Source organism: Prauserella shujinwangii (assembly GCF_003001955.1).
Taxonomy (GTDB): domain Bacteria; phylum Actinomycetota; class Actinomycetes; order Mycobacteriales; family Pseudonocardiaceae; genus Qaidamihabitans; species Qaidamihabitans shujinwangii.
In genome coordinates this window covers 123,624-141,884 of the sequence record NZ_PVNH01000002.1, presented here as the reverse complement: position 1 = coordinate 141,884, position 18,261 = coordinate 123,624, and the positions used below count along the sequence as shown (strand labels likewise).

The 18,261-nt window shown below is 71.2% G+C and carries 11 protein-coding genes; 8 read left to right on the top strand and 3 right to left on the bottom strand.

All coding sequences use genetic code 11. The features are described 5' to 3' along the window. Nucleotides 1–321: 321 nt before the first annotated feature. From B0I33_RS03905 to B0I33_RS03880, 6 genes are all read left to right on the top strand, one after another. A complete protein-coding gene (locus B0I33_RS03905) occupies nt 322–2,853 on the top strand; it encodes a LamG-like jellyroll fold domain-containing protein (protein ID WP_106177146.1) in 2,532 nt (843 codons plus the stop codon). 107 nt (nt 2,854–2,960) lie between these two features. Then, entirely contained in the window at nt 2,961–5,990 is a 3,030-nt protein-coding gene (locus B0I33_RS03900) for an MGH1-like glycoside hydrolase domain-containing protein (protein WP_245900430.1), read from the top strand. Nucleotides 5,991–6,091: 101 nt separating this feature from the next. Further along, the gene (locus tag B0I33_RS03895) at nt 6,092–7,177 is read left to right on the top strand and encodes an ABC transporter substrate-binding protein (RefSeq protein WP_106177144.1); all 1,086 of its coding nucleotides are present in this window, start codon (nt 6,092–6,094) and stop codon (nt 7,175–7,177) included. Between the two features lie 11 nt (nt 7,178–7,188). Further along, complete coding sequence (locus B0I33_RS03890) at nt 7,189–8,715, top strand: sugar ABC transporter ATP-binding protein (protein WP_106177645.1); 1,527 nt, start codon at nt 7,189–7,191, stop codon at nt 8,713–8,715. Next, nucleotides 8,708–9,697, top strand: a complete 990-nt coding sequence (locus B0I33_RS03885) for an ABC transporter permease (protein WP_106177143.1) — start codon at nt 8,708–8,710, stop codon at nt 9,695–9,697. Before B0I33_RS03890 ends, B0I33_RS03885 begins: the two co-directional genes overlap by 8 nt. Continuing rightward, the gene (locus tag B0I33_RS03880) at nt 9,694–10,686 is read left to right on the top strand and encodes an ABC transporter permease (protein ID WP_106177142.1); all 993 of its coding nucleotides are present in this window, start codon (nt 9,694–9,696) and stop codon (nt 10,684–10,686) included. Before B0I33_RS03885 ends, B0I33_RS03880 begins: the two co-directional genes overlap by 4 nt. 5 nt (nt 10,687–10,691) lie before the next feature. Here the strand turns inward: B0I33_RS03880 and galK are convergent, their stop codons facing one another. Then, the gene (galK, locus tag B0I33_RS03875; RefSeq protein ID WP_106177141.1) at nt 10,692–11,828 is read right to left on the bottom strand and encodes a galactokinase; all 1,137 of its coding nucleotides are present in this window, start codon (nt 11,826–11,828) and stop codon (nt 10,692–10,694) included. Further along, the gene (locus tag B0I33_RS03870; protein WP_106177140.1) at nt 11,825–12,640 is read right to left on the bottom strand and encodes a DeoR/GlpR family DNA-binding transcription regulator; all 816 of its coding nucleotides are present in this window, start codon (nt 12,638–12,640) and stop codon (nt 11,825–11,827) included. Before B0I33_RS03870 ends, galK begins: the two co-directional genes overlap by 4 nt. A gap of 312 nt (nt 12,641–12,952) precedes the next feature. On the opposite strand from B0I33_RS03870, the gene B0I33_RS03865 reads away from it, so the two are divergent. Continuing rightward, nucleotides 12,953–15,634: an NPCBM/NEW2 domain-containing protein gene (locus B0I33_RS03865; RefSeq protein WP_106177139.1), complete on the top strand. Its 2,682-nt coding sequence runs from the start codon at nt 12,953–12,955 to the stop codon at nt 15,632–15,634. Between the two features lie 7 nt (nt 15,635–15,641). Here B0I33_RS03865 and B0I33_RS03860 read toward each other — a convergent pair whose 3' ends face one another. Next, the gene (locus B0I33_RS03860) at nt 15,642–16,670 is read right to left on the bottom strand and encodes a tryptophan--tRNA ligase (RefSeq protein ID WP_106177138.1); all 1,029 of its coding nucleotides are present in this window, start codon (nt 16,668–16,670) and stop codon (nt 15,642–15,644) included. Between the two features lie 173 nt (nt 16,671–16,843). On the opposite strand from B0I33_RS03860, the gene B0I33_RS03855 reads away from it, so the two are divergent. Next, nucleotides 16,844–18,259, top strand: coding sequence for an aminotransferase class V-fold PLP-dependent enzyme (locus B0I33_RS03855; protein WP_106177644.1), 1,416 nt, complete (start codon nt 16,844–16,846; stop codon nt 18,257–18,259). The last annotated feature ends 2 nt before the right edge of the window (nt 18,260–18,261 follow it).

Sequence of the window (18,261 nt, the reverse complement as noted above, 5' to 3'; positions counted from 1 at the left end):
GGCGGAGGTGTCGCATTCAACCATGTTGGAACAAAAACCAACAGACACGCATCCGTGCACGCCAACCAGCACAGTTGCTCCGTTCGGCGGATCAAGTCGCGATCGGTGCGCGAAGCGTTTCGATGGGTTGCGTGCGGATCGCTGCCGGTTGGCCAGTCTCACTGTTCAGACATGGGTGACTTTGGGTGTAAGTGTTGACATAGTCGAACAGGCTGTGTGAAATGCTTCACGCCGGTGTTGCCTCCGTGTGAACCACGGGCCCCTCCGGTGCTGTGCCGCCAGCGAACGCTGGCGCGGTCCCCCCGAGAAGGGTGTTCGACTGTGCTGTCTCTTGCACCACTGACTCGACGACGCGGAAGCGGTGCCCGTCCGGCCGTCCTGACGGCGGCGCTGTCCGCGCTGCTCGCCGCCGCGCTCGCCACCCCGGTGGCCGCCCAGACCTCCGGTGACGGCTGGGAGATGGGCGACCCGAGGCTGGTCACGCCGTGGACGGACGACGTGTCGCAGACCAACGCGTTGCCGGAGTACCCAAGACCCCAGCTGACCAGGAAGGAATGGCGGAACCTCAACGGCGTCTGGGAGTTCGCCGGAGCGTCCGCGGGGGAGGCCCCGCCGTTCGGCGAGACGCTCGCCGAACGCATCCTCGTGCCGTATCCCACGGAGTCCGCCCTGTCCGGGATCCAGCGGCACGAGGACCACATGTGGTACCGCCGCACCGTCGAGGTGCCACCCGACTGGCGAGTCGGCAAGGCCAACCGTCTCGAACTGCATTTCGGTGCCGTCGACTACGCGGCCGTGGTGTACGTCAACGGCCAGGAGGTCGCCAGGCACAAGGGCGGTTACGGTGCCTTCTCGGCCGACGTCACCGATGCGCTCAACCCCTCCGGCCCCCAGGAGATCGTCGTCGGGGTCGAGGACCGCACCGACGCCACCTGGCAGCCGGTCGGCAAGCAGCGTCGCGTGCCGGACCGGGGCATCTTCTACGAAGGTGCCTCCGGTATCTGGCAGACCGTCTGGATGGAACCCGTTCCCACCGGGCACGTCGACAGCCTCGACATGGTGCCCGACATCGACACCTCCACGTTGCGCCTGACCGTGAACACCCAGGGCGACGTCGCGGGGACGAGGGTCGAGGCCACCGTCAGGGACGGCAGGCGGATCGTCAGCCGCACCACGGGGGCTCCGGGGCAGCCGATCGACCTGCCGGTGCCCGGTGCCAAGCTGTGGTCGCCGGACTCGCCCTTCCTCTACGACCTCGACGTGGTGCTCAAGTCGCACCACCGGCCGGTGGACCGCGTCTCGTCCTACTTCGGCATGCGGGAGATCGGTACGGCCGAAGGAGCCGACGGCCGCAAGCGGATCACTCTCAACGGCGAGGTGCTGTTCCTGATGTCCACTCTGGACCAGGGCTACTGGCCGGACGGCATCTACACCGCGCCGACCGACGAGGCGCTGCGGTTCGACCTCGAGCAGCACAAGGAACTCGGCTTCAACACCGTGCGCAAGCACATCAAGACCGAACCGGACCGCTGGTACTACCACGCCGACCGGCTCGGCCTGCTGGTCTGGCAGGACATGCCGTCGATGCGGACCGGCGGCAGGCCGCCGGAGCCCGCCCAGCGGCAGTTCGAGGCCGAGCTGCACGAGCTGGTGGCGGAGAAGAAGAACTGGACCTCGATCATCGGCTGGGTGCCGTTCAACGAGGGCTGGGGCGAATGGTCCCGGGAGGCGACCGGCCGCATCGCCGAGGAGATCAAGGAGCAGGACCCGTCACGGCTGGTCAACGCGCACAGCGGGGTCAACTGCTGTGACTCGCTCGGTGACTCCGGCAAGGGCGACGTGATCGACTGGCACGCCTACCCGGGCCCCGCCGAGCCGATGCCGGACGGCGCCCGCGTGTCCATCGACGGCGAGCACGGCGGCTACGGCCTCGAGGTCGACGGCCACATGTGGTTCGGCGAGGGACACGCCTACCGGATGCTGCCCGACCAGGAGAGCCTCACCGCCGCCTACGTCGACAACCAGCGGCAGGTGCTGTCCGCGGCGAGACGGTGCGCGATCAGCGGCGCCATCTACACCCAGATCACCGACGTCGAGCACGAGGTCAACGGCTTCTTCACCTACGACCGGCAGGTGAAGAAGATGGACTTCGGTCAGGTGCGCGCCGTCAACGAGGCGATCATCCGCAACGCCGACGGCAGTGGCGACGACGGCCCCGCTCCCGACCCCGGCACGCCGGGGCTGGCCGGGGTGCACGCCTACAAGTTCAACGAGGGCTCCGGTACGACCGCGAAGGACGCGGTCGGCGATGCCGACGCCACGCTCACCGGAACCGAGTGGACGCAGGGCGTGCACGAAGGCGGCCTCTCGTTCGCGGGCGCGGGCGAGGCCGACACCGGGCGCGGTCTGGTGGACACGGCGGGCAGTTACACCGTCTCGGCCTGGGCCAGGCTCGACGAGGCAGGCGGCGGGTTCCAGACCGTCGTCAGCCAGGACACCGGCCAGCACAGCGCGTTCTTCCTCCAGTACTCCGGGCAGGACCAGCGCTGGGCGATGAGCTTCGTCGGCCTGCGCGCGCTGTCGCCGACCAAGCCCGAGGTCGGTCGCTGGTATCACCTGACCGGCGTGCGGGACGCACAGGCAGGCACCCTGGAGCTGTTCGTCGACGGGCAGAAGGTCGACACGAAGAGCGCCTGCACGGCGGACGGCTCGGCGGGCGACACCGTGATCGGCCGAGGGCAGTACAACGGTGGCGAGGTCGACCACCTCCGCGGTGACGTGGACGACGTCCGCATCTTCGATCGCGCCCTCTCCGACCAGGAAGTGGCCGAACTCGCCAGGGCAGGCGAGTGACCGGTGGCCGGGGGCGGGGCCGGTTCCCCTCCGCCCCCGGCCACCTTTCCCTGCCCAGCAGCAATGGAGCAGCCATGCGCACATGTCGCCGCGCGGTCACGGTAGCGATGACCCTGGCTCTGCTGGCGGGCCCGGCCGCGGGTACGTCCCCGGCGGCGGAGGCCGCACCGCAGGCGCCGCCCCTCTACCCCGCCGTGGGCGAGGGCACGTCCTTCCTCGACCACAGGTCCGCAGTGGACGGATTCGCCGAGCCGGAGTGGTACGAGGCCAACATTGGCTTCGTCGATCTGCCGGACCAGGAGATCGAGGACACCTACTACTACCGGTGGCGCGTGTTCAAGGAGGCGCTGAAGTACACCGGGCCCGACGACGGCTGGATCGTGTCGGAGTTCCTCGGCCCGGTCGGCTACTCCGCGCCGGGCGGCGCCATCTCCGCTGCCGCAGGCCACCACATCTACGAGGGGCGCTGGCTGCGCGACACCCGCTACCTCGACGACTACCTCGACTACTGGCTACGCGGCAGTGGCTCCGGACCCAAGCCCGCCACGGACGGCCTCAACGAGAACACCACGGACTGGGCGCACCAGTACTCCTTCTGGGCCGCCGACGCCACCGTGGCCAGGGCCGCGGTGGACGGGCGCTGGGACTTCGCGGCCGATCGGCTGCCCGAGCTGCGCCGCCAGTGGGAGCGCTGGTCGCCGCAGTTCAACGCCGAGCTGGGCCTGTACTGGCAGGTTCCCGTGTGGGATGCCATGGAGTACACGGCGAGCTCCTACCAGAGCGACGATCCCTACCACGGCGGCGAGGGTTTCCGGCCCACGCTCAACGCCTACCAGTTCGGCGACGCGCGCGCCCTCGCCCGGCTGCTACGCCAGCGTGGCGAGCCAGGGGACCTCGCGGCGGCACGCCGGTACGAGCGGGCGGCGGAGTCGCTGCGGCGCAACCACGAGCGCCTGCTGTGGGACGAGACCGACGGCTTCTACAAGCACGTGATGCGCGACGGCAATCCGGACCTCGCACCGATCGCCGATCGCGAGCAGATCGGCTTCGTCCCGTGGTACTTCCACATGGCGCCCGCGGACAACGCGGCAGCGTGGGCACAGCTCACCGATCCGCGGGGCTTCGCGGCGCCGTTCGGGCCGACCACAGTCGAGCGGCGCAGCCCATGGTTCATGCACGAGGCGGAGCGGGGCTGCTGCCGCTGGTCCGGGCCGTCCTGGCCGTACGCCACGAGCCAGACGCTCACCGCGCTGGCGAACCTGCTCATCGACTACCCGCGACAGTCCTACGTGAACCGTAGCGACTACTACGGGCTGCTGCGCGGCTACGCGCTGACCCAGCGCAAGAACGGGTGGCCCTACGTCGCCGAGGCACACCACCCCGACGAGGACCGCTGGCTCTACGACAGCCGCGGGCACAGCGAGGACTACAACCACTCGACGTTCAACGACCTGGTGCTGTCCGGACTGGTCGGCATCCGGCCCCAACAGGGCGAGAGCGTGCGCATCGCCCCGCTGGCGCCGAGACGGTGGGATCGCTTCGCCGCCGAGAACGTGCCCTACCACGGCCGCAACCTGACGGTGCTGTGGGACCGCGACGGCAGCGCCTACGGTGCGGGCGCGGGCCTTTCGGTGTGGCTTGACGGCAGGCTCGTGCACCGGCAGCAGCGACTCGGCCCGGTGGAGGTGCCGGTGCCCTCGGTGCCGCGCAAGGATCGCTCCCAGCCGGTGCCGCTCACCGACGACCTCGCCAACGTCGCCGAGACCGGCTTCCCGTCCGCCGAGGCGTCGCACACCTGGCACGCCGACAGGCCCGCCGACGCCATCGACGGGCAGGACTTCCACCTCGACGTGCCCTCGACCCGCTGGACGTCCTACGGTAGCCCGAACGCCTCCGACTGGCTCGCCGTCGACCTCGGGGTGGCCACGCGTGTCTCCGACGTGCGGATCTCCTTCTACGACGACGGAGGCGGCGTGCGCACACCCGACTCCTACGCCCTCGACTACCGGACGCCGGACGGCGCGTGGGCTCCCGTGCCAGGGCAGGAACGCACCCCGGCCCTGCCCGAGCGCGGCAGGCTCAACCGGGTGCTGATCGGTCCACCGGTCACCACGGACGCCCTGCGGGTGCGGCCCGTGCGGGACGACGGCGGCGCGGTCGGCATCACCGCCCTGCAGTCGTGGCGGCCCGAGGACACCCGGCTGACGGCGCGCATCGACACCGGCGGCGAGCCGGCGTTACGCGTGCGGCCCGGCGCGACGACGGAGGTCGTGACGTCGGTGCGCAGCACGCGGCCGGTAACCGTGCGACCGCGCCTGTTCGTGCCACGGGGCTGGTCGGCCGAACCGCTGACCGCCGCGGACGAGCGGGTGGTCCGTCCTGGCAGGTCGTACGAGACGCGATGGCGGGTGCACGTGCCCGCCGGGCTGGCCCCGGGCAGCAGGCTGCCGCTGCGGCTGCTGGCGGAGTCGGTCACCGGGGCCGGCGGCCCACGCAGCACGGGCCACGTGGTGCGGGCGGAGGCCGTGTTCGACCCGGGTGAGTTCACCCGCACCGTGTGGGACGACGACTTCGGCGGCGACTCCCTCGGTGAGTACCGCGTCGACACCGCGTTCGGCGAGCCCGCTCCCGCACTACGGGTCACCGGTGGCGCGCTGATCGCCTCGGCGCAGGCGCAGTCAGCGGCCGTGCTGGCGGCTCCGGCGCGGACGTCCGGAGGTGACCTCGCGGTGCTGCTCGAACCGAGGTCGTTCGGCGGTGCGGAACCGGAGGACAGCATGTTCTTCGGGCGATCCGACGGGCCGGACGATCTCGTCCTGGGCTGGTACAACAACCATTTCGGCACCTCGGGGGTCGACGTCCGAGCGGCGGGCCATGGCTACGGGGACTCCGTGACGGGCGGGTGCTGCGCCTCCGTGCGCTGGTCCGAGGGCGATCGCTTCGCCGCCGTGTTCAGCGACGGGGTGCTCACCACGTGGATCGAGCACGACGGCCGCTGGCAGCGCCTGCGGTCGGCGCCGTTCGGCACCGCCGTTCCGGCGGAGCAGGTGGCCGCGTGGGCTCCGAGCTTCGGCCTGCGCCTGACCGGTGGGGAGGTGGCTCTGGACCGGGTGACCGTGCTGGAGCGGCCCGGCTGAGCTCGTTCGTTGCCGTTTCTTGACCACACGAAATCTTGCGCGAATCTGTTCATTTCTGTTTGATTAGCGTCGCCGGGGGGCCGGTGACCAAAGGAGTTCCCATGAATCGCACGACATTTCCGCGTACCTGGCGTCTTGTCGCGTGCTCCGCGGCGGTCCTCGGCGCGGCTCTCGCCGGCTGCACCAACCCCGGCACCTCCGAGCAGGCCGCCGGCACCGGCGGCAACAGCGGCGACGACGGTCAGGTGGTGAAGGAGAGCACCGGGGAGGGCTGCACTCTCGAGGAGTACGGCGCCGAGAAGATCGACCTGTCGCAGGCCGTCGTCGGCTTCTCCCAGTCCGAACCGGACACGGCCGCCTTCCGGGCCGCCGAGACGAAGTCCATCCGGGAGGCCGCCAAGGAAGCGGGCGTCGAGGAACTGCTCGTCACCAACGCCAACAACGAGCTGCCGAAGCAGATCGCGGACATCCAGAACATGCTCAACCAGGGCGCCGACTTCCTCATCGTGGCGCCGGTCAACTCCGACGGTCTCGACCCGGCGCTGGACGCGGCGAAGCAGCGGGGCGTGCCGGTCCTGACGATCGACCGCAAGGTGACCAACACCCACTGCGAGGACTACCTCGCCTTCCTCGGCTCCGACTTCTACGAGCAGGGCAAGCGTGCGGCCGACGCGATGAACGAGGCCACCGGCGGTCAGGCGAAGGTCGCGATCCTGCTCGGTTCCTCGGGCAACAACGTGACCGAGGACCGCAACTCCGGCTTCAAGGACCAGGTGCAGGCGCAGTACCCGGGACTGGAGATCGTCGCCGAGCAGACGGCGAACTTCGCCCGTGACGAGGGCCAGGCCGTGGCGGAGCAGTTGCTGCAGTCCAATCCGGACATCACCGCCATCTACGCCCACAACGACGAGATGGCACTCGGCGCCGTCACGGCGGTGCAGGCCGCGGGCAAACAGCCAGGCGAGGACATCAAGATCGTCTCGATCGACGGCACCCGCAACGCCGTGCAGGCGATCGTGGACGGCCAGATCAACGCGGTGATCGAGTCCAACCCGCGGTTCGGTCCGCTGGCGTTCGAGACCGCACGGAAGTTCTACGCCGGTGAGCCGATCCCGGAGAACGTGATCATCACCGACGACGAGTACAACCGGGACAACGCCGAGGAGAACCTCGGCGAGGCGTTCTAGGGAACGTGACCGTGCTCGAGACGCGGGGAGTCACCAAGTCGTTCGGCGGCGTGCACGCGCTGCGCGGTGTCGACTTCGCCCTGACCAGAGGCGAGATCCACGCCCTGGTCGGGGAAAACGGCGCCGGGAAGTCCACCCTGATCAAGGTGCTGACCGGTGTCCACCGGCCCGACTCGGGCACGGTCCGCTTCGACGGCGCGGAGGTCGAATTCCATCGGCCAGCGGACGCCCAGCGGGCCGGGATCTCGACGATCTACCAGGAGGTCAACCTCGTCCCGCTGTTGTCGGTGGCACGCAACATCTTCCTCGGCCGCGAGCCGAGAACCCGGCTCGGACTGGTCGACGTGGCGGCGATGAACCGGCGGGCGGCCGAGCTCGTCGGCTCGCTCGGGGTGAACGTCGACGTGACCGCCGACCTCGGGACACTCGGCCTCGGCGTACAGCAGATGGTGGCGCTGGCCAGGGCGGTGTCGGTGGACAGCCGGGTGGTGATCATGGACGAGCCCACCTCGTCGCTGGAGGCGAAGGAGGTCGGCACGCTGTTCGACGTCGCCCGCAACCTCGCCGCCCGCGGCGTCGGGCTGGTGTTCGTCTCGCACCGCCTCGACGAGCTGTGGCGGTTGTGCGACCGCGTGACCGTGCTGCGGGACGGGCAGCGGGTGCACACGGGCACGCTGGCGGAGCTCGACCGGCTCGGCCTGATCGCGCACATGCTGGGGCGGGAGATCTCCGAGGTGGCACGCGGCGGCGCGACCGAGTTCGGCGAGACGCACCTGCGCGAGCAGGAACCGGTGCTCGCCGCGGAAGGGCTCGAGGTGCGCAACCGGCTGCACGGCGTGGGACTCACCGTCCGTCCCGGTGAGGTGCTCGGCCTCGGCGGCCTGCTCGGTTCCGGCCGCAGCGAGACGGTCAAGGCCGTGTACGGGGCGCTGCCGGTGCGGTCCGGCTCGGTCCGGGTCGCCGGGCGGCGGGTACGCCCGAACTCCGTCCCGCACGCGCTACGGGCGGGCGTGGCCCTGTTGTCGGAGGACCGCAAGGCCGAGGGGATCATCCCCGACCTCTCCGTGCGGGACAACATCGCGCTGGCGGTGCTGCCGAAGGTGTCCCGGGGCGGTCTCGTGGCGGAGAAGCGGATCGACGCGCTCGTCGACACCTTCCTGCGCCGGTTGCGGATCAAGGCGGCGAGTCCCGCCCAGAAGGTGCGCGAGCTCTCCGGAGGCAACCAGCAGAAGGTGCTGATCGCGCGGTGGTTGTGCACGGAACCGAAGGTGTTCCTGCTCGACGAGCCCACGCGGGGCATCGACGTGGGCGCCAAGGCCGAGGTGCAGGCCCTGATCGACGAGCTGGCCGAGCAGGGACTCGCCGTGGTGCTCATCTCCAGTGAGATGGACGAGCTGGTCGAGGGAGCCGACCGCATCGTCGTGCTGCACGACGGCACGGTCCGCGACGAGCTGTCCGGGGACCGGAGGACGAGTGCGGCGCTGCTCGAGGCGCTGGCCGGGGTGGCGGAGACCAACGAGGAGGGCGGCGATGACTGAACGGCTGGCCACCCGCACCCCGCCGGAGGCGCCGGACCGGACGCGGTCGCGGCGCATCGACGTGGACTGGGTGCGGCGCAACGGCGTCTACGTGGCACTCGTCCTGCTGCTGGCGGTCAACGTACTGATCACGGACAACTTCGTCAGCGAAGGCACGCTGCGGCTGCAGCTCATCCAGGTGGTGCCGGTGCTGATCGTCGCGCTCGGGATGGCACTCGTGATCGGCACCGAGGGGATCGACCTCTCGGTGGGGGCCGTCATGGCGATCGCCGCCGCGCTGATCCCGCTCTACATCGGCTACGGCACGCTGGTCGCGGTCCTGGTCGCCGTGCTGGCGGGCGGGATCAGCGGTGCGCTCGCGGGGACGCTGGTCGGGCGGGTCGGCGTGCAGCCGATCATCGCGACCCTCGGCATCATGGTCGCGGGCCGCGGGCTCGCGAACCTCTTCGGCGGGGAGATCAAGAGCATCCGCGACCCGGGGATCGTGGAGCTCGGCACGGGCAGCCTGCTCGGCATCCCGTACGTGGTGCTGATCGCGGCCGCGGTGGCCGCGTCGGCCTGGTTCCTGGTCAGCCGGTCGACCTACGGGCGCAGGCTGGTGGCGATCGGGGGCAACCAGCGCGCCGCCGAGCTCGCCGGGCTCCCGGTGCGCCGCGTCCTGCTCGTCACGTACGTCCTCTGTGGACTCCTGGCTGCCCTGGCCGGTGTGCTGCTCGCCGCCCGCTCGCAGGCCAGTGATCCCACCAAGCTGGGGTTGCTGATGGAGCTGTCGGCGATCACCGCGGTCGTGCTCGGCGGCACGCCGCTGTCCGGCGGCCAGGTGCGCATCGCGGGAACCATCGCGGGTGCGCTCCTGCTGCAGCTGGTCACGGCGACGCTGATCTTCCACGACATCCCCGACTCGACCGCGCAGATCGCGCAGGCGGTGATCGTCGTGGCCGCGGTGTACGTGCAACTCGGCCGGAAGAAGGCGAAACGATGACGGCGACGGTGGAGGCACCTGGGCAGGACCGGACCCGCGGCCGGGCCCGGATCGCGCGGGTGGCGCAGCGGCAGGGTGCGCTCGTGATCCTCGCGGTGGTGGTGGTCGCCGCGACGTTCACCTTCGACTCCTTCGGCACGGCGGGCAACCTGGAGAACATCGCACTGCAGGCCTCGTTCCTCGCCGTGGTCGCGCTCGGCATGACGTTCGTGATCATGTCCGGCGGGATCGACCTGTCCGTCGGCTCGGTGTTCGCGCTCGGCGGCGTGCTCGCCGCGTGGGGAGCTGGCCACGGCACGTGGGCCGCGGTGCTGCTGCCCGTTGTCGTCTGCGGCGCGATCGGGCTGGTCCAGGGACTCGTGATCGCTCGTGGGGGCCTGCCCCCATTCATCGTCACACTGGCGGGTCTGCTCTTCGCGCGCGGCCTGTTGCTGCTCATCAGCGACGAGGGCGCCACGACGTACAAGGTGCCGCCCTCCTCGGCGTTCCGCGAGCTGGCGCAGGGCTCGTTCCTCGGCATCGGCTATCCGGTGTGGATCGTCGCCGTGGCGTTCTCCGTGGGTGGTCTGGTGCTGCACCGGTCCTCGTACGGGTCGACGGTACTGGCCATCGGCGGGCAGGAGGACGCGGCCGACCTGATGGGGTTGCCGGTACTGCGCACCAAGGTCGTGACCTACACGGTGTCGGGCGTGCTGGCCGGGTTCGGCGGCCTGCTCATGGCTTCGTACACGTCATCCGGGGTCACCGTCCTCGGTGTCGGCACGGAGCTCGAGGTGATCGCGGCGGTGGTCCTCGGTGGCACGCTGCTGACCGGCGGGGCGGGCACCGTGCTCGGTTCGCTCGTCGGGGTGTTGCTGCTCCAGGTGATCCGCAACGTGATCAACCAGATCGGTTCGCTGAACTCGAACTGGCAGGCCGTGATCAGCGGCACGATCCTGCTCGTCGTGGTGACGCTGCAGCGCTGGCTGGCGACCGTGCAGCGGGAGTGACCCGGTCAGCGCAGGCGGCGGGCGCCCGGGGACGGGGTCGCCACGAATCCGGTGGGTTCGGCGAAGCCGTGCGCGGCGAACTCCCGCCGGACGGCGGCCAGCACCGGGTCCGTCCGCTCGGCGGGCACGAGCGCGATCACGCAGCCGCCGAACCCGCCGCCGGTCATGCGGGCGCCGAAGGCACCCGCCGCCAGTGCGGCCTCGACGGCGGTGTCCAGTTCCGGAACCGTCACCGCGTAGTCGTCGCGCAGTGACGCGTGCGATGCGGTGAGCAGCGGGCCCACGCCGGTCACGTCGCCCGCTCGCAGCCGCCGGACCACGTCGAGCACGCGCTCGTTCTCGGTGACCACGTGCCGTACGCGCCGCCGCTGCGTCTCGTCGTCCAGTGCGGACAACGTCTCCGGCAGCGTGCCGGCCGGGACGTCCCGCAGCGCCGCGAGCCCCAGCGCCGCGGCCGCCTTCTCGCAGGTCTGCCTCCGGTCGGCGTACTCGCCGTCCACGAGCCGGTGCGGCGCGCGCGTGTCGATCACCAGCAGCGCGTGCCCGCTCGCCGCGAGGTCGAACGGGACGTGCTCGGTGGTCAGCGACCGGGTGTCGAGGAAAAGCAGGTGTCCCTCGCGGCTGGCCATCGACGCCATCTGGTCCATGATCCCGCAGGGCATCCCGACGAAGTCGTTCTCCGCGCGCTGCGCCGCCCTGGCGAGCGCGTTCGGTCCGAGCCGGAGCCCGAACAGGTCGGACAGCGCGGCCGCCACGGCACATTCGAGCGCCGCGGACGACGACAGTCCCGCTCCCGCGGGGACGTCCCCGTCGACGGCGAGATCGGCCCCGCCCAGGTCGAAGCCGGCCGAGTGCAGGCTCCACACCACGCCGGCCACGTACGCGGCCCACCCCGTGACGGTGCCCGGCCCGGCGTCGAGGCCGAAGGTCACCGGATCGCCGGGTTCCTGCCGCGACACGACGCGCACGTCCGAGCCGGGGCGGCGGGCCGCCGCCGCGGTCACGCCCTGCGGCAGCGCCATCGGCAGCACGAAGCCGTCGTTGTAGTCCGTGTGCTCACCGATCACGTTGACGCGGCCGGGAGCAGCCCAGACACCGTCCGGCGCACCGCCGAACGCGGCGGTGAAGTCTTCGGCGATCATGCGCCCGACGTGCCCGGCTCGCTCCGGGAGGTGGTCGTCGCCGCCTCGACCACGACCAGCTCGCCGACCCGTTCCCGCAGCGCGGCGCGGTACTCCTCGGCCAGCCCCGAGTCGGTGATCAGCACGTCGGCGGCGTCGAGCGAGGCGATGGTGCTGATGCCGAGCACGCCGTACTTGGTGTGGTCGGCGAGTACGACGAACCGCCGGGACGCCTCGACGAAAGCCCGGTCCGTCTCCGCTTCCACCAGGTTCGGCGTGGTGAAGCCGTTGCGCAGGTCCATGCCGTGCACGCCCATGAACATGACGTCGAGGTTCACCGAGCGGATCGCGGACACCGCGAACGGTCCGACCAGTGCCTCCGACGGCGTGCGGATGCCTCCGGTGAGCACCACGGTCTGGTCCGACCTCGGCTCCCGGGAGAACAGGTCGGCCACCTGCACGGAATTGGTCACGACGGTGATGTCGGGGACGTCCCGCAGCAGCCGCGCGAAGGTCCACGTCGTGGTCCCGCCCGAAAGGCCGACGGCCATGCCCGGCTCCACCATGCGCAGCGCCTCGGCGGCGATGGCCTGCTTCTCCGCGTTCTGCCGGTTGGACTTCGCCGCGAACCCCGGTTCCTCGGTGCTGCGGCCGCCCGGCAGCACCGCACCGCCGTGCACCTTCCGCAGCTGTCCCTCCTGCGCGAGCACCTCGAGGTCGCGGCGGATCGTCATGTCGGAGACGCCGAGGCGTTCGACCAGCGCGCTCACCCGCACAGCCCCGGTTCGCCGGACCTCTTCCAATATCCGTGACCGCCGTTGGCTGGCCAGCATCAGGTGCTCTCCTCCTTCCGGGCGCGCGCACCGGATCGCGCGGTATCGGGCAAGGATCGCACATTATCGCAAGTAAATCGAGGATCCTTGCCTGTGGAAATGTTGAGGTCTGAGGTAGCCGTCCGGGGCGACCCTGCTGGCCCCTCCGCCGTCCGGCCTACTCCCTTCGGCGGCATGCCCACCGAATGGCCGCTTGTGGCGGGCTGTCGGAACTCGTTTGATCGGTAGGAGTCGCGAGAGCCGACTCGCGCAATGTGCGTGGTAATCGAACAGGATCCAACACGCGGTTCGCGGGGATCAGGGAGGATTCCGATGAGCCGAGACCGACGGTCCCGCCTGAGCGGCGTGCTTGCCGCACTGCTCGCGCTGTCGCTCGCCGGGACGCTGCTCCCGGCGGTCGCCACCGCCGCCGGAGAGAGCACCTGGACGGTGCGAGCGCCCGCGGGGGCGAGCGTCAGCGCGGTCGTGGCCCTGGACGAGGCCACGGGAACGCTGACGCTGGCGGCCAGGCGAGCAGGCCGGGACGTCCTCGCGCCCGGAGCACTCGGGCTGACCACCACGGAGTCCGACTTGACCAGGAGCCTCCGGCCCGCCGGGGCACCGGAAACCCGGGTGGTGCACGAGCGCTACCCGATGACCACCGGCAAGCGGCTCACCCGCTCGGCACTGATGACCGAGACCCGGCTGCCCTTCACCGGCGCCGACGGCACACGGCTCGACGTCGTCGTCCGGGCCGCGCGGGACGGTGTCGCCTACCGGTACGTGCTCCCCGGCCACGCCGCCGCCGGTGCCACCGTCACCGGCGAGGCGTCGGAGTTCGTGCTGCCCGGCGACGCGACCGCCTGGCTGCAGCCGTACAACCCGCAGCACGAGCGGCAGCGCGTGGAGACCACGGCGGCCGCGGCGGCGAGCGGCGAGTACGGCAATCCGTCCCTGTTCCGTGTCGGCGACGGATTCGCGCTGCTCACGGAGGCCGATGTGGACGGCGGCTACTCGGGCGCCCGCCTGGTGCACGAGCAGGGCAGCCCCGCCTACCGCGTCCGGCTCGCCGATGCCGAGGTCGACCTGGCGGGCACCGGGGAGACGCCCTGGCGCACCGCGATCCTCGGCGACCTGGAGACCGTCACCGAGTCCACCCTTGTCGACGACCTCGCCGACCCGTCCCGCATCGCCGATCCGTCATGGGTGCGGCCGGGGAAGGTGGCGTGGTCGTGGCTGAGCGAGCACTCGAGCCCGCGCAGCTTCGCCCGGCAGCGCGACTACGTCGACTTCGCCGCCCGCAACGGCTGGCCGTACGTGCTCGTCGACGAGGGCTGGAGCGCGGAGTGGGTCCCCGAGCTGACCCGCTACGCGCGGGCGAAGGGTGTGGACGTCCTGCTCTGGTTCCACTGGACCGCGCTCGACACCGAGGCCGAGCGGGACGACGTGCTGCCGCGCCTGGTGCGCTGGGGCGTCAAGGGGATCAAGGTCGACTTCATGGAGTCCGACTCGCAGGAACGATACCGGTGGTACGACACCATCCTCGCCGCGACGGCCGAGCACCGGCTGATGATCAACTTCCACGGTTCGACGATCCCGCACGGTCTCGCCAGGACGTGGCCGCACGTGCTGACCATGGAGGCGGTGCACGGGCAGGAACAGCTGCCGAGGCCGGACGGCAACCCCGTGCATCCGTTCACCCGCAACATCGTCGGCTCGATGGACTTCACCCCGGTCGCGCTGTCGGTGGGCCCGCGCACGTCCTCGGTCGCGCACGAGGCGGCGCTGGCCGTGGCCTACGAGTCGGGCTGGCAGCACTTCGCCGACAAGCCGGAGGCCTACGACCGCTACCCCGGCGTCCTGCGGTTCCTGAACCAGGTGCCGACCGTCTGGGACGAGACGCACCTCGTCGGCGGGTATCCCGGTGACGAGGCGATCCTGGCCCGCCGCAGCGGTGACCGCTGGTTCGTCGGCGCACTCGCCGCGGGCGAGCCGCGGACACTGCGCGCGTCACTGGACTTCCTCGGCGGCGGCCGCTGGCTCGTCGACCTCGTGCGCGACGGCGAGCGACCCACCGAGGACGACGTCCGGCGCGAACGGTCGGTGGTGGCCGCGGGGGACGTGCTCGCGGTCGACGTGCCCCGCCACGGTGGGTTCGCCGCGATCCTCTGCCGGGCACACCCGGGGAGGCGGTCGTGCGACGAGCCGGTCCGGCTCGCGCCGGAGACGTCGCTGACCGTCTCACCCACCGAAGCGGGCGACACGCCGCGCGGCACGTCCTTTCAGGTCACCGCCGAGTTCACGATGCGATCCGACCGCACCGCGCGGCATGTCGAGCTGCGTCCCCGGCCGCCGGAAGGCTGGACGGTCGACGGCTCCGCGGTGACCGCGCCGCACCTCGGGCAGGGTGAGACGCTCTCCGGCAGGTGGACGGTCACTGTCGGACCCGGCGCGCGGGCGGGCGGCACGGAGCTGCCGGTCGTCGCCGAGTTCCGCGATCCCGCGCTCGGCGCGGGGCACCCCGGGATGCACGTGGCCCGCGCGGTCCGTGCGTTCGTCCCGCCACCCGCGCCGTCGGGCGAGGTGTACGTGAGCGACCTGCCGTTCCAGCGGGAGACCAACGGCTGGGGTCCCGTTGAGCGGGACACGTCCAACGGCGAGCTCGACGGCGGTGACGGCAACCCGATCACGATCGCGGGCACCACCTACGCCAAGGGCATCGGCGTGCACGCGCCGTCCGAAGTGGACGTCTACCTCGGACGCCAGTGCGAGACGTTCACGGCGCTGGCCGGGCTCGACGACGAGACCTCGGCGCCTGGCTCGGTGACGTTCGAGGTGCTCGGCGACGGCGAACCGCGGTACGCCAGCGGGGTCGTCCGCGGCGGCGAGGTGCCGGTCGCGGTCTCGGTCGACGTGAGCGGCGTGCGCATGCTCACCCTGCGCGTCACCGACGCCGGCGACGGGAAGAACTTCGACCACGCCGACTGGGCGCGGGCGCTCGTGCGTTGCGGGTAGCGGTGCCCTACCGGTCGATGCCGATGGCCCCGCGCACGGAGCCGAGCACCCGGCTCGCCCGTGCGCGGGCCCGTTCGGCGCCCTCGGCCAGTGCCGTGTCGAGCTCGCTGCCCGGCCGCATCAGTTCCTCGTAGCGCTCCCGCAGCGGCGCCAGCTCGGTGTTGAGCACCTCGAACAGCACGTTCTTCAGCTCGCCCCAGCCCATGCCGCCCGCCTCGAGGCGTTTGCGCGTGTCGGCGACCACGTCGGCGGCCGACTCGGGCGCGAACTGTTCCAGGATCTGGAAGACCGCGGAGCTGTCCGGGTCCTTCGGCTCCTCGACCGGGGTGCTGTCGGTGGGGATACGGCGAACGAGCTTCTTCAGCTTGTTCTCCGGCAGGAACAACGGAATCGTGTTGTCGTAGGACTTGCTCATCTTGCGGCCGTCCAGCCCGGGCAGCGTGTGGCCGGTGCCCGTGTCCGGGACGATCGCCTGTGGGATCTTGAACGAGTACGCGTCGCCGTACAGGTGGTTGAAGCTGCCCGCGATGTCGGCGGCGTACTCGACGTGCTGCACCTGGTCCTTGCCGACCGGGACGACGTCGGTCTCCATGATCAGGATGTCGACGGCCATCAGGATCGGGTAGTTGTACAGGCCCATGTTCACGCCTGCGTCGGGGTCCTCGCCCGCCTCGATGTTGCGGTCGCGCGCGGCCTTGTAGGCGTGCGCCCGGTTCATCAGGCCCTTGCCGGTGACGCAGGACAGCACCCAGGTGAGCTCGAAGACCTCCGGCACGTCCGACTGGAGGTAGAACGTGGTGCGCTTCGGGTCCAGCCCCACGGCCATCCAGGTCGCCGCCACCGAGCGCGAGTAGTGCCGGAGCAGCTCCGGGTCGCGCACCGTGGTGAGGGCGTGGTAGTCGGCGATGAAGTACAGCGAGTCGTACTGCTCGGCGAGCTTCAGCGCCGGCCGGATCGCGCCGATCAGGTTGCCCAGGTGCGGCTCACCGGTCGGCTTGATGCCGGTCAAGGAGACCTTGGTTACGGGCTGTGACATACCCGCCATCCTACTGGTCACGTCCGCGCAGCCCGTGTCCGCGGGTTGCGCACCCGTGTCCGCGATCCACGTCGCCGGCACGCGCATGGATGGCGGACACGCGTACAGGGACAGCGGACACGCGTACAGGGATGGCGGACACGCGTGGCTAGGGTGCGGTCATGAGCGGGCACATGACACCGGAGGAGTTCCGCGCGTACGGCAAGCGGGTGGTCGACTGGGTCGCGGACTATCTCGCGTCGGTCGAGTCGCGCCCGGTGCGGTCCCCGGCCGGGCCCGGCGACGTCCGGTCCGCGCTGCCCGCCCACCCGCCGGAGGAGGGCGAGCCGTACGACGCGGTGCTCGCCGACCTCGAGCGGATCGTGCTGCCGGGGATCACGCACTGGCAGCACCCGAGCTTCTTCGCCTACTTCCCGGCCAACGCCAGCGGCCCCGCGATCCTCGGTGACCTGCTCTCCTCCGGGCTGGGCGTGCAGGGCATGGTGTGGGCGACCAGCCCGGCGTGCACGGAGCTGGAGACCGTCGTCGTCGACTGGCTCGCCGAACTCCTCGGCCTGCCGGGTCACTTCCGCACCGACGCGGCGGGCGGCGGCGTCATCCAGGACTCCGCGTCCAGCGCGAGCCTCGTCGCGCTGCTCGCGGCCCGGCACCGGGCGGGCGGCGGGCCCGGCAGGCACGCGATCTACGTGTCGTCGCAGACCCACTCGTCGCTGGAGCGGGCGGGCCGGATCGCGGGCCTCGGCACCGGCCGGGTCCGCTCCGTCGACGTCGACCCGCGCACGCTCGCGATGGATCCCGGCCACCTGGATTCGCTGATCCGCGAGGACGCCGCGGCCGGCCTCGTGCCCACGCTGGTGTGCGCGACGGTCGGCACCACCTCCACCACCGCGATCGACCCGGTGCCGCGGATCGGGGCGGTGTGCCGGGAGCACGGGGTCTGGCTGCACGTCGACGCCGCGTACGCCGGGGTGGCCGCGGTGTGCCCGGAGCGGCGCTGGATCAACGACGGCGTCGCGGAGTTCGCCGACTCCTACGTGACCAACCCGCACAAGTGGTTGCTGACCAACTTCGACTGCTCGGTGCTGTGGTTCGCCGACCGCGTGCCCCTGGTCGAGACCCTGTCCACGCTGCCGGAGTACCTGCGCAACGCGGCCACCCTCTCGGGGGAGGTCATCGACTACCGCGACTGGCAGATCCCGCTGGGACGCCGGTTCCGCGCGCTCAAGCTGTGGTCGGTGATCCGCTGGTACGGCGCCGAGGGCCTGCGTGAGCACGTCCGCCTCGGCATCGCGCTCGCCGACGAGTTCGCCGCACTGGTGCGTGCCGACGAGCGGTTCGAGGTGCTCGACCACCACCCGTTCGGCCTGGTGTGTTTCCGTCCACTGTGGAACGGTCTGGGTGCGGAGGAGGCCGACGAGGCCACGCTGGCGCTGCTGGACCGGCTCAACGACTCCGGCGAGCTCTACCTGAGCCACACCAGGGTGCACGGCCGGGTGATGCTGCGGCTGGCCATCGGCGCGCCCGCCACCGAGCGGCGGCACGTCCGCGCCGCCTGGGACCGCATCCGCGCCGAGCTCGACCGGCGGTGAAC